The organism is Chitinophaga sp. RAB17 (assembly GCF_052114225.1).
Classification (GTDB): Bacteria; Bacteroidota; Bacteroidia; order Chitinophagales; family Chitinophagaceae; genus Chitinophaga.
The window spans coordinates 277,346-291,434 of record NZ_JBFREI010000003.1 but is presented as its reverse complement, the minus strand read 5'-3'; the positions used below and the strand labels follow the sequence as shown (position 1 = coordinate 291,434).

General features: G+C 45.9%; 8 protein-coding genes. All 8 read left to right on the top strand.

Annotated features, from left to right (window positions below; translation table 11 throughout):
- Positions 1 to 13 precede the first annotated feature (13 nt).
- From AB4Z08_RS12975 to AB4Z08_RS12940, 8 genes are read left to right on the top strand one after another with little or no spacing between them, the layout of a single operon-like run.
- A complete protein-coding gene (locus AB4Z08_RS12975) occupies positions 14 to 3,217 on the top strand; it encodes a SusC/RagA family TonB-linked outer membrane protein (protein WP_441574166.1) in 3,204 nt (1,067 codons plus the stop codon).
- A 41-nt stretch (positions 3,218 to 3,258) separates the two neighbouring features.
- Positions 3,259 to 4,767, top strand: coding sequence for a RagB/SusD family nutrient uptake outer membrane protein (locus AB4Z08_RS12970; RefSeq protein ID WP_441574165.1), 1,509 nt, complete (start codon positions 3,259 to 3,261; stop codon positions 4,765 to 4,767).
- Positions 4,768 to 4,784: 17 nt separating this feature from the next.
- Positions 4,785 to 5,495, top strand: coding sequence for a hypothetical protein (locus AB4Z08_RS12965; RefSeq protein ID WP_441574164.1), 711 nt, complete (start codon positions 4,785 to 4,787; stop codon positions 5,493 to 5,495).
- Between the two features lie 24 nt (positions 5,496 to 5,519).
- Positions 5,520 to 7,163 (top strand): DUF5008 domain-containing protein, encoded by a 1,644-nt coding sequence (locus tag AB4Z08_RS12960; RefSeq protein ID WP_441574163.1) that lies wholly within the window; start codon positions 5,520 to 5,522, stop codon positions 7,161 to 7,163.
- Between the two features lie 30 nt (positions 7,164 to 7,193).
- The gene (locus AB4Z08_RS12955) at positions 7,194 to 8,930 is read left to right on the top strand and encodes a DUF4983 domain-containing protein (protein WP_441574162.1); all 1,737 of its coding nucleotides are present in this window, start codon (positions 7,194 to 7,196) and stop codon (positions 8,928 to 8,930) included.
- 29 nt (positions 8,931 to 8,959) lie between these two features.
- Positions 8,960 to 10,426, top strand: a complete 1,467-nt coding sequence (locus tag AB4Z08_RS12950) for a M60 family metallopeptidase (protein WP_441574161.1) — start codon at positions 8,960 to 8,962, stop codon at positions 10,424 to 10,426.
- A gap of 34 nt (positions 10,427 to 10,460) precedes the next feature.
- Positions 10,461 to 12,140, top strand: a complete 1,680-nt coding sequence (locus AB4Z08_RS12945) for an alkaline phosphatase family protein (protein ID WP_441574160.1) — start codon at positions 10,461 to 10,463, stop codon at positions 12,138 to 12,140.
- A 38-nt stretch (positions 12,141 to 12,178) separates the two neighbouring features.
- A complete protein-coding gene (locus tag AB4Z08_RS12940) occupies positions 12,179 to 13,915 on the top strand; it encodes a LamG-like jellyroll fold domain-containing protein (RefSeq protein ID WP_441574159.1) in 1,737 nt (578 codons plus the stop codon).
- The last annotated feature ends 174 nt before the right edge of the window (positions 13,916 to 14,089 follow it).

Here is a 14,089-nt window from a genome sequence, read left to right as displayed (position 1 = left end):
AAATCAAACCTTCATGTATAAGTATAACACTATACCAGGGAAGATAAAACCACTTATCGCGCTGTTGATAGCTGTAATGCTCGCTGTTACAGCTTCGGCGCAGGATCAGATGGTAACGGTAAAAGGAATCGTGTATGAGAAAGGCGGCAACTCTCCGGTACCAGGCGTGGTAATATTCAGCGGTAAGCCACCTAAAGGGGTAGGCGCCAGCGCCGGAGACGGCAGCTTCTCTGTAACCGTACCGGCAGGAGCCGATATCAGCTTCCAGGCATTGGGCTTTAATACAACTGTACAAAAAGCCAAAACCGGTGAACTGATGCGGATATATCTCACGGTAAAAGAAAATAAACTGAATGAAACCGTGGTGATAGGGTATCAGAAAAAAACAAAAGAAACCACTACCGGATCTACGGTGTTAATCAGTGGTAAACAATTGCAGGATGTGCCGGTATCCAACGTACTGGAATTGTTGCAAGGTAAAGTAGCGGGTTTGAATATCCAGAATAATACCGGTGCACCAGGTTATGCAGGTACTATCCAGATGAGAGGGTTGTCTACACTGAGCATTACCGGTTCTGGCAGTAATGCTTTCCTGGCACCTACCTCGCCGTTGTTTGTGATCGATGGTATACCCGTTGATGCTAATTCCAATTACCAGTATGGATTTAATCAGGCAGGTCCGGGTTTGAATCCGTTATCACTGATTCCTCCGGAAGATATTGAAAGTGTACAGATCCTGAAAGATGCCCAGGCCACTGCATTGTATGGATCGCGTGGTGCTTATGGCGTAATGCTGATCAATACCAAACGTGGTAAATCAAAAGTGCCTATTGTACAATATTCGGGCAATTTCTTCGTAAGTATTCCGCCTACCCTGAGAGAAGTAATTGGCGGTAATGGCGAAAGACAGCAACGTATTTCGCAGATCCTTACTTATACGGATTCACTAAAGTATGCACAAGCTGATATCAATGCCACGCCTTTCCTGGCAGACAGCCTCAATCCTTACTATAACAATTCTACCAACTGGCAGGGACTGTTCTATAAGTATACCTATAACCAAACGCATAACGTCACCGTTTCCGGTGGTGATGACCGCTTTAACTATAAAGCCAATCTGGGCTATTATAATGAAGAAGGAGTAGTGAAGAACACTGACTTTAACCGTTATACACTCAGCACCAACATGCAATACCGGCCTACACCCCGGCTGAAGATTTACGGTGCGGTGACCACCAGTCTCGGACAAAACAGTAAGGGTAGTGGTAATGGTATCACGCAAACGGATGTAGGTAAAGCAGGAGGTCAGTCTTCCCTTTTGCCGGCACCTTCTTTTTATTCTGCTTCCGCCAACGCAGTAGCAGCCCTGAGAAATGATAATGTGAATAAAACAGCCAACGTGACCACCAACGTAGATATCGACTATGAAGTGCTCACAGGTTTACATGCCACCAGCCAGTTCAGCTTTGGCAATACCACCGGTACGGAGGATAACTTTATTCCCGCAGCTATCAATAACAACTATTCAGAAGTAAGGGCTTATAACGATCGTTCTACTAATTTATACAGCCGTAGCAGTCTTTCTTATTACAAGTCGGTAAATAATAAACATAACTTTACCGCTTCTGCTTTTAATGAGCTGACTAAAACCACATTTCAGGCTACCATGCTGCGTCAGCGTGCTACGCCAAGTGATCATGTATTGGGCCCTATCGGATCTGGTGGTGCATTCGATGCGGGTGGTGTACTGAATGGAAGTTCCGACAACAGGATGGTTTCTATTGCGGCTTCTTTTTCTTACAACTACATGCAAAAATATATGCTGGATCTTACCTACCGGCGTGATGCATCTTCCACTACCGGGAAAGCTACTCCGTATTCCAATAATCCTTCTATCGGCGTCCGCTGGAATTTTAATAAGGAGAACCTGCTGAAGGATAAAACCTGGCTCGACTATGGTTCGCTTCGCGCTACCTGGGGACGGAATGTAACCCCACAGGGTACCATTTTCGATGCTTATGGTGTGTACGACGACCGTAATGGTGGTAAATACAACGACCGGTCTATGAGCGGCATTTCCTACGATCAGTTACCGAATGCCAGTATGAAACCGGTTACCACTACCCAGTGGAATGGTGGTTTTGATCTCGGATTATGGAAAGGCAAATTGTCTACCGAAATGGACGTTTACATTAAAGATGTAAGCGACATGTTAATGGAGCTGCAACTCCCTACCAGTAGTGGATTCAGCAAAGTGAAAACGAACGACGCCGCCATGAGGAATATCGGGATAGAGTTTAACATTACTTATCGCCCTTTACCTGCTACCAGCAAATTAAACTGGACCATTACTGTTAATGGTGCGCTCAATAAAAATATCCTGACCCGGCTGCCAAACGGTAAACGGGAGTATATATGGTATGATGAAACGGCTAAACAAAATATCCTGTACCGTGTAGGTCGTAACAGTTTAACCAACTTACTGCTGAACAATACCGGCGCGTATTCCCAGCCCGGCAGCGTACAGGTAGATCCTGCCACTGGCAGGCCGCTGTTGGTATCTTCCGGCGATGGTAAAAATTATTATTATGCAGAAGCCGGCGACCCCAGGTGGACAGACCGTGATGGTAACTATATTATCAATGATGCAGATATCATTTATGCCGGTAACTCTCAGCCCCTCGCTACAGGAGGACTTAGTTCATTTGTGCAGTACGGCCCCTGGTCACTTAATATTACCGGTAGCTATACGGCCATCCGTGCTATATTGAATAACGCTGTACAGGACCGTTTTAACAGCTTCTCCAATCCATTTGGATATGATGCCAACGGAAGACCTACCGCACCAGGCGCCCTGGTACCACTGGATCAATACGATTACTGGGTCAAGAATGGAGACAATGCGTTGTATCCTAATCCGTACGATTATCAGCGCTATAAAAGCATAAGGCCGTATCGCGTAGAACAGACCCTGTTCGAAGAAGATGGTTCTTATTTGAAGATACAGTCTATCACGCTGGCCTATACAATACCGCGCGACAAAACCATCCGTTGGGGTATTACTTCCTGTCGTCCGTATTGCACATTGGGCAATCCTTTCATGTTCAGTAAATACAGCGGCCCTAACCCGGAAAACGTATCTGCACTCGGAAGAGATCAGACAGGTGGATACCCGGTGAGAAAAACCGTGACAATGGGTTTGAACGTGCAGTTCTAGGATATAAACAATCAATGTATTAAGCAATTAAACTGTGATATATGAAGCGTTTAGTTTTTGCGATAGGAATGGCCGCTTTACTTTGCACCAGCATGCCGGGGTGTAAGAAGTTCCTGGAAACGACTACCACGGACAAAGAATCCGGCTCCACTTTCTGGCAAACCAAAGCAGATGCGGAAAAGTTTACCAATAACCTTTACGGAGAGATCGCGGACGTACTGCTGACCAACTCTTTCTTCCTTGCAGCAGAGTTCCGCTGCGGTATATACCGTCAAACATCCACTTCCCGCGCCATATGGGGACGCCCGTACTACGACTTCCTGGTGTACAACGATTTGAAAGGATTAATGAAAGAGGGTTACTGGAATGGCTTTTTCCATTTTAATGATATCCCTAACTGGCAGGGATATTACCGCGTAATACAATCGGCTGCCATCCTGATAGACCGTGTGGATGATATTCCTGACACCCAGATATCGGCTACGGATAAACGAAGGTATAAAGCGGAAGGAGTATGGGTGAGAAATTTCCTGTATTTCCTGATGGTACGCCTTTATGGAGATGTACCTTATTATACAAAGCCATATTTCAATGAAATCATTGGCCGTACTAAGTTTACTGATGTACTGAATTCCTGTCTGGCCGAAATGGCGAAGTATAAAGATGACCTGCCCTGGGCTTACAGTGATCCTAAAATGAAAGCCGTACGTCCCAGCCGTGGATCAGCACTGGCATTGATGATGCATATGAACATGTGGAATGCTGGCTTTGATGAAGGCAATAAAGACAAATACTATAAAGCTACTGTGGCACTCGGCAAAGAGCTGATGGAACAAAATGGTGGTGCACATCGTTTGCTGACCACCTCAGAATTCCGCCGCCTGTACAGGGGAGGGTCTGAAGAAGGGTTGTTTGAGCTTACGCAGAATGTAAACTATGGGGAAGTACGCGGACTGGGTTATCAGTACCTGAACGATAATGTACTGGAACATGGTGCTGGCAGCGGCTATTCTTATGTAAACTACGTAGGCAAGTTCCTGGAGAAGATGTATCCGTTGGGTGTAGCTGATAAAAGAAAAGACCTGTGGTTTGATGCCAATACCATGTATCGGGAAGGCAACCTGGTAGAGTTCAGAAAGTTCATCGGCAACTCCGGCAGTAACATAGCATTTGATGGTAACCTGATTGTATTCCGTTATGCGGATGCCATTTTGCTGGCAGCAGAGGCGAATGCGGAGTTAGGCGCTGCCAATCAATCCGAGGCGATCCGTTTATTAAATCTGATTCGTGGCCGCGCAGAAACAGCTTCTTATGCCGGCTCGGATGCTACTGAGCTGAAGGATGCTATTTTCTGGGAACGTGCCAAAGAAATGATGGGAGAAGGACATGCCTACTATGACCTTGTTCGCACGCACCGTATCCTCAACCAGGAATACTGTACAGCCCCCATTTCCCAATCGGCTTTCCAGCGTGGCGCCTGGACCTGGCCTATCGCGGAAAGTGCGCTTACCAACAATGCTTTAATGAAACTCAATGAATACTGGCGTTAACCTAAAAACTGCTGAACATGAAAAATAAATATTTATCGCTCTTGGCAGGTTTCACCTTTACTGTGATGCTGTTTGCCGCCTGCAAAAAAGATTATTACCAGGATACCGGTCTTGCAAAAGGAAAATTCAATGGCACTGTACTGGAATATCTTCAGTCAAAACCCGAATACTTCAGCAAACTGCTGCAGGTGATCAGTATAACAAAGATGGAAAATGTTTTCAAAAATGAAACCATCACCTTTTTTGCTCCCTCTAATCCCTGTTTTGATAGTACGATCTCCCTGGTAAACCAGGTGCTGTTCCTCACAGGAAAGGATACCATCACCAAATTATCGCAGGTACCGGCGCCGGTATGGCGGGAAATGCTCTCCCGTTATATTTTCAAAGGAAAGTATATGCTGAAGGATATCCCGCAGATAGATCCGGCCCAGTATAAAACGTATCCCGGTGTGTTTATGCGCTCCTATGACAGTATACCCATGAACCTCGGCGTAATATATAATAATGAAGGTGGGGCACAATATGCCGGATACCGGCAGTTGATGATCTCTTATACACCGGATATCTCACAACCACCATTTTATTGGTTCCCGGCCCTGGTGGCTTCTGCCAACATAGAACCCACAAACGGTGCCGTGCATGTACTGGTTTTTTCAAAACATGATTTTGGGTTCAGCGTATCCGAATTCTATAGCCGTTGTTTGCAGTATGGCCTGGACTTACATTAATTACTCAGCTCACAAATTATTCAGATGATGCAATTGTTCAGACAAAATATATGGTTACTGCTGCTGTCGCTGGCAATAGTGATCGGTTGCAAAAAAGATGAGGGGAGTGTATTCCCCGATCCGTACGCAGGGGGGAAACCGCCATTGGGCGTGAAGTTCAGCGATGAACTACCCAATCCTTCACAGGGATCTTCCGGTGACCTGGTAACATTTAAAGTAACGGGGCTGATGGCTTATAAAGACTCCCTGCATTTTTTTCTGTCAGGCCAGGAAGCGCAGATCGTGTCGATTTCAGATGCAGCTATTACCGTAAAAGTGCCGCCAGCCAGTAGCTCTGGAAGTCCATACATAAATATCGGGTTGCAGGTGTTCCATGGACCGGTGTTTAAAGTAATAGGAAAGGTAAAGCTGGACAATACTTTCAAAGCCGGTACCGGTGCAGATGGTATTATTAATTACCTGTTGCCTACTTCTGATAACCGTTACCTGATGGTGGGCGATTTCAAAACCTATAACAGTAATGGCGTAGGTAATCCGCTGAATGGCATTGCGCTGATAGAGAAACACGGACAGTTTGTGAATGCCTTCAAAACAGATTCGGCAGTAAGCATGTCCGGAAGCATTTCCGGCGCAACGCAGCTCCCCAACGGTAAATTTGTGTTGGGTGGCTTCTTTACCCAATATGGCCGCATGAAGGGAATGACGAACCTTACCCGCATCTATCCCAGCGGACAGGTGGACACCACCACGGTGCAAATCATTCCAACGGAAACAGCAGGTGGCAATGCGCACGAGGGCGATCCCAATGAAGAGGAGAAGAACTCGTTTGATACCGTTCCCTCTTTCAATGCCGGCGTATCCGGGGTAGTGCAGAAAGTATTTTACGCCAATAACCGCGTATTGGTATTGGGCACCTTTTTTAACTATCTGCAGTACTACTATAAAAATTCTACCAAAACCGACAGGTCGATAGATGTAAGATATGTAAACAGTATCATGGCATTGGATATGGACGGCAACCTCGACTCTTCCTATCATTATAACCTGGCCATTTCAAAAGGATTCAGCGGAGCTGCGGGCAGCATCGTGGATGCGATTGTACTGCCTGACGGCAGGGTAGTGATGGGTGGTTCCTTTAACAAGTTTGATGACGTGAGTGCGGGAAATATTGTATGCCTGGATCAGAACGGAAGAATAGATCCGGCTTTCAAATCCGGTAGTGGTGCAAACGACCGGATATTCTCCATAAAGTATAATGCGGTGACCAAAAAGATCATTATCACCGGCGCCTTTAAATCGTTTAACGGCATCCCTTGTGATGGTATCATGATGTTGAATGAAGATGGATCTGTAGTGAGCACTTTCAAATCTAAACTGTTTAACTCCGGTTCCCCGACACATGCCCTGCAGCTAAACAACGGATTAATAGTAGTAGCCGGAACTTTCGATAAGTATGATAATTATGTAAGGGAAGGAATGGTGATCATAAATGCCGATGGATCGCTGGCCGCAGGTTACAACAACACCGGAAAGCTGGCAGGATTTGTTTATGGGATGACAGAAACCGTGTCGGCAGAGGGAGAGCCAGCCGTGATTGTGTACGGTTCGATTTCTTCATTTGACAATACAGCGGTAGGAAATATTTTCCGTATGGTTATCGCCAAGTAAAAATAATCATCACAATCAGTTAATCATAGTATGAAAAAGATTATTTCGCTTTTGGGAGTTGCCGTCATCTTTACGTTGTTTGCCTGTAATAAGGATAGCAACAGTAGAATTGACAGAAAAGTATATCCCAATGATCCGGGCAAAATGTCCGGCACGCCTAAAGTACTTTGTCTGGTGATAGATGGTGCCAGGGGAGAAACCCTGAAGTCGATGAAACCGCCCGTGATCTGGAGTATGCGCGATAGTTCCGTGTTTTCCTGGACAGGTATTGGTGATGCATCCGGCGCTGATGGAGCCACCTGGGCAGATATGCTCACAGGGGTTACAGGTGAACAGCATGGCGTAACAGGTGATGATTATACCAATAAAAACCTGGGCACTTACCCGGTATTTACCAAATATCTGAAAGATGCCGGCGTTATATCGCGCAGCGCTGCGTTCTGCGCTTCGACAACACTGAGTCAGGAACTGATCGCTAACAGCATGGATGTAAATAAAACATTTACTTCAGACGTGGATGTAACCACCGCCGTGATCAGCGAACTGAAAAATGACAGCGCGTCAGTGGTGTTTGCAGAATTTAATAAAGTAGAAACTGCCGGTAAACAATATGGGTTCGATGAATCTGTTCCTCAATACAATCAGGCCATCCTGGATGCAGATAAAAATGTAGGCAGCATCATGGCAGCATTGCGTAGTCGTAAAAACTTTGCCAATGAAAACTGGCTGGTGATCGTTACCTCCAATCATGGGGGAACATGGCCGGTGGCGCCGGAAGATAATGACGGTACCCCTTTCAGCAATCCCGTGCAGAATACATTTACACTGTTCTTTAACCCCCGTTTTGAAAGTGAAGTAGTGGTAAGGCCGGAAAATATCCGTGTGCCATATGAAGGCAGCGCCGTGAGATTATATGGTCCTCCGGATAGTTACGTGCGTGCAGAAAACGCTGATGGGCAGTTGTATAATATCGGATCAGGATCAATGACCTTTGAGGCGAAAGTGAAGTTTAATAAAGGACCCAATGGAAATTACACCTACAGCTATCCGCCATTTTTTGGAAAGGTAGCTGCCCGCAGCGGTACCACACCTGGTTGGGCATTTTTCCGTAATGGCAGTAATATTTCCTTCTTTATAGGAGATGGCAGCAGTAAAATCGAGATCAGACCATCTGTAGGATTCACAGATGGAGACTGGCATACGATCACTGGAACCGTGACTAAAGTAGGGGCCAGCTATGTAGCGGCGGTATTCCTGGATGGGGAAAACAAAGGGACCGGTTCAATGGCCAGCAACGTAACGGGTATTACCAGTTCTGCCAACACTATCATGGGGTATTTTACCGAAGTATTTACCGACCAGTATGTGGATATGTACATGAGTGATGTTCGTATATTCAATACCGTAGTATCTGACGAGGTTATCAAACAATGGGCTCCGCGTACTTATGTGAACAAATCACATCCTAATTATGCTAACCTCATTGGCTACTGGCCATGCCTGGATGCACAGGGCGGCGTGTTTGCAGATAAGAGCCCGTCCGGGAAGAATTTTTCTCTCAAAGGAAATTATAAATGGGCGCCTTTTAGTGATGTAAGCGGCTACCTGTTTCCTGTGATTCCTAACCAGGAAAGATATGTTCCTAACCCGGTAGATATCCCTTTTATGATTCTGAACTGGATGAATGTACCGGTGCAGCCGGAATGGAACCTGGCAGGAAAATCATGGCCTGCGAATTATCGTGATTTCCCATCTACCATTCAATAATCATGGTGTTTAACTTAAAAAACAGTGCAATGAAAATATCATTTATCAGGTCTGTCCTAGGGTTAACACTGCTGGTGACCATGCAGACAGCCTGTAAAAAAGATTATGATTATAAAGATGGCTATGACAAGCCACTGGCTATTGATACATCCGGTGTTGGAACGATCGATACCAGCATGTCCAAGATCGACAGCAGCGGCTTTGCAGATGCGCGTAAGTTTCCCGGCCTTATTTCTGTTGTCGAACCCCGTTTGTATAATGTACCGGTAACACTTAACCTGGACTTTAAACTGGCCTCGCCCAACATCAGGATAAGCGTAGTGCCCGGCGCCTGGCTGAGCACCGGCTATTATGCCGCGCCCGGTGAACTGGTGAAAGTAGTAGTGCCTCAGGGTATGGAAGGAATGGCCGTGCAAATAGGATCACATACCGATGATGTAAATGGCAAGTTGCCACAGTTGCGCGCCGGCGTGATCACCACCCGTAGTGTGGTACTGCCGGGCGTAAACTATATCCGCAATATCTATGGTGGCCTGGTATATATGATTCCTGCGCTGCCGTCTAAAAAAACGGTCACTATTACCCTCAGTAATGTTTGCAAAGCGCCTGACTTTGTATTGGGGGAAACAGATCCTGTTGCATGGAAAGATCAGGTACGCCGCTCCCAGGTGCCGGTGCTGGAGCTGAGAGGCAAGCGGTTTATACTAACAGCCTACCGCAAAGTTTTACTGGGCTTGCTGGATAAATTTGATGCAGGGGCCGTAATGAGTAAATGGGACGAGGTAATAGAGAAAGATTATCACGAATGGTATGGGTTATCCGATAACCCTGCAGATCCGGTTGACCAGGCGCCGGGTACGCCGCAGCGTTTTGTACTGGACATACAGATTTCGTTGGGGAGTGGTCATAACGGTTATCCCTGTATGGCGTATCTCGACTGGCATTCTGATTTCCTGGATGTGGCGGAAATCAACAAGGGGGCCAGCTGGGGACCTTTCCATGAGATAGGCCATAACTTTCAGATGGGTAGCATGTGGAGCTGGAGTGGAGCAGACGGATTGGGAGAAACTTCCAATAACCTGTTTGTATTTAAGATAGCGCAGCGCTATGGAACCAAACCCCCACGCGTATACGATGAAGAACAGAATTTTGTGCAACCTGCACTGGATTGGGCTGCCAAGGCCGTTGGGAATGGTAAACACTTTTCAGATGTAACAGATGTTTTCCAGCGACTGGTACCTTTTGTACAGTTATTCCAGCGTTACGGTTATGGTATGATGGGATATGTCTGTAAAGAGGCCCGTCACGAAGCGCGTATTTCCTATATCAATGAGGTGAAGAAAAACTTCTTCTTTGTGAAGGCCAGCAGATATGCAGGAGTAAACCTCAAACCGTTTTTTGATCAATGGGGTATTGCTGTTTCGGCTTCCGCGGTGGCTGATGTAGCTGATCTGCCGGTACTCACGGAACAAGTATGGAAAAATGATATCAGATGATCATCTCCCAACAGTCAGCCAAAATAAAATTATTATGCGCATAAGATCCTTACAATATATACTGGGTTGCACACTTACAGCAACAATACTGCTGACAGGAGCCTGTAAAAAAATAGGCATGGTGTCGGATGACAATACGCCGCAACCTAAATTTTCAGATAAGAGCAAAGTACTGTTGATAGTAGTAGATGGCTTATCGGGTCTTGAATTGAAAAAGATCAAACCTCCGGTTATCAAAAGCCTGATGCCGCATAGCACCTATAGCTGGGACGCTATTGCGGATTCTATTACTACCGATGCTACGTCCTGGGCCAGTATTATGACCGGAACAGGCGTTGAGAAGAATAATATAAGAGATAGCAGCATTACGCCGGGATCTGCCAGCGGTGCCCGTTTTGCTTCCTTTCTTACACTGCTGAAAAATTCCGGCCAGCGAAAGCTGAAAACGATCTCCGTAACCGGATGGGATCAGTTGAATAAAACATTATTGGCAGATGCCACTGTAAAAGTAACCACGAACGATGATGATGCAGCCGTGAAAAACGCAGCGGTGACTCACCTGAAAGCAGATAGTGTGGACCTGATGATTACACATTTCAGTGGTGTTAATAAAGCCGGTAAATCTTCCGCATTCAGCGGAGACAACCCTGTTTATGTAGCTGCAGTCAACCAGGTGGATGCCTATATCGGCGAGTTGCTGGATGGAATGAAAAGCAGACCTGATTTTGCCAATGAAAACTGGCTGGTCATTATACAATCCACTCACGGCGGAGTAGACAATACCTATGGCGCCGACTCAGATGCAGAGCGCAATGCGTTTTCTCTCTACTATTGCCCTGATTTGTATGAGCACGAAATAGAAGTGCCGCTGGCCATTAAATATGGTGTACACATGTACGACCAGGGAAGCGGTGCCGTAAATGCTATTCTGCAGGATAACAGTATGTACAATATTGGCAGTACAGGCAACTATACTATTGAAGCAAAAATGCGGAATTATACTCCCAACTTCTCGGCTAACTATCCGGCATTTCTTTCTAAACGTGCTTCCTTTGATGGAGGCGTGGTTGGCTGGTGCTTTTTCCAGGAAGGTAATTTATGGCAGATAAACTTTGGCCAGAAAGGGAAGAACAACATTCAGTGCAAAGGAGGGAAGATGAATGATGGCAACTGGCATCAGCTCTCGGCAGTCATTTACATGATGCCCAATAATAAGAGATGGGTGAAAACCTATACTGACGGTGTGCTGAATAATACAAAGGAGATCACGGCCAATGGAGATTTTAATACCACGGCGCCACTTACCATGGGTTATATTCCCGGTTCTATCGGTACTCCGGAAAATATGTACATGTCTGATGTGCGTATATGGGGCGATTCACTCACCAGTGATGTTATTGCCAAATATTCCTGTACCAATCAGATTGATGAAACACATCCCAATTATAATAAGCTGATCGGCTATTGGCCTTGTAAGGAAGGGAAAGGTAATTTGCTAAGAAATCAGGCGCCTGGCGCCATTGGGAAAAACTTTGAACTGAAGGGTGGTTATGCCTGGGATGTACTGAACTATGTATTGCCCTGTGCAGGTAATGCGGAGTTGCAAACGCCTCCTTATACCAAAGAAGTGTTTTACCAGATAGCTTACTGGCTTAATCTTCAGATAGACACCAATTGGGAAATTGAGGGTCGCTTATGGCTCAAATTTTTCTAACAGTACGTGCATTTTTTTCTTTCTTAAACGAATGCTTTATGCAGAAATTATTATCAGGATATATACGCGGAGGATTGATAGCGGCTGCTATCATATTTGTAGCGGGTATAAGCGCCTGCCGGAAAGAGTTTCCGGCACTGTCTAAATACGATACCGATACGGCAGGATTGAATTATGGTGGCGCTAAATTCAAGAAGAGAAAAGTGTTGTTGATCGGGATAGATGGTGCGCCCGGCAAGCTGGTGGAAAGTTTTAATCCAACAGTAATGACAGGATTGCTCACTAAGAGTGTGTACACCTGGGAAGGGCTGAATGATACCGTATCTACCGTAGCTGCCGGCTGGACCGGACTTACTACCGGGATGCCCTATCTCAGTCACCAGATAGGCGACAGCACACTGATTCCAAAGTCGGTACAGGGAAGTCATGCAGATATCAAGTATTACTTCAGCTTCATCTACTATCTGAAACAGGATAATCTCAATACGAAAGTAACTGCCATTACACAATGGGATGACCTTAATAACTTCCTGCTCAATAATGCGGATAAAGTGGTGGACGTGAGCAGAGCAGCCGGCGACAAGGGAGTAGTGGATGCAGCAGTAACTGAGCTGTCATCATACAGCCCGGATGCGTTGATTGTAAACCTGAGCGGGCCTGCCAAGGCTGGTTTACAGGCAGGCTTCAGTGATAATGCAACCTATCGCCAGGCCATTTCAGACGTGGATGCCAATGTAGGCAAACTGCTGGATGCCCTCAAGGCGCGTAAGGACGCCGACAAAGAAGACTGGCTGGTAATCATACAGTCTACCAGTGGCGGCTATATGAAACAAATGGGCGGCAAATCAGCGATGGAGCGTAATACCTTCTCTATCTATTACAGCCCCCTGATCACACCGGGAAAATTCGTTGGCCCCAAAATATTTGACTATGGCGTCCGGTTCCATGGCGGAGATCCGGGATATGTACGTGCAGAAAATTATAACGATAGCTACAACCCCGGCACAGGAGATATTACCATTGAGGCAAAAGTTAAATTTGCGAAAGGACTCAACGGTGACTTCGATTACTATTATCCACCCTTCCTTACCAAGTGCAGAAACGTGGACAGTGCCGTAGTTGGATGGTCATTTTACCGCAGTGGGAATGATGTGGTGTTTGTAGTGCATGATGGTACCAATGCGTTGGAAATCACCCCAACAAAAGCGATTGTAGACGGTAACTTTCATGCTATTGCCGCCACCATCACCCATACTAAAGATGCCGGCGGAGGAAATACCTACAAGGCCAATGTATATGTAGATGGGGAAGGCAAAGGTTCCGGCACCATTACAGATGGAGAGCCATCCATTGTGTCGCCCAGCCCGCTGGTGATTGGTTACAATCCTACAGTATGGTACGATGATAACGTGGTGGACATGAACATGGCGGATGTCCGTATCTGGAATACGGCTATGCCGGACGATGCGATTAAGAAGTACGCCTATGTTTCTGATATAGATGCCACACATCCTTATTATAAGAACCTGATAGGCAACTGGCCGGGTAATGATGGCAGCGGTAATAAACTGGTTGACAGAAGTGCTTCCCACAGCGATTTTACGATTGTAGGCCCGTATTCCTGGGACTTCATAGGCGCGGCGATCACACTTTCCGATGATGCCCCATCAATACATGATGTGGTGCCTTCCATGATGACCTGGATAGGTATTACCCTGCAGGGCGATGATAAGCCGCCGGGAAAGAACTGGCTGCAGGTGATTGGTATTAACTAAAGGTCGATTATAGTACAGTATATCAGGGGGCACCGGCAATGGTGTCCCTTTTTATTATTTTCAAAGGATAGATGAATTGTAATCCTTTACTATAGCTGGTTTTTATTCAAGAAATATTTTTTCTTACTTTTTTAATTGTAAATGTGACAATTATTTTGTTCTTTTGAATTGTCA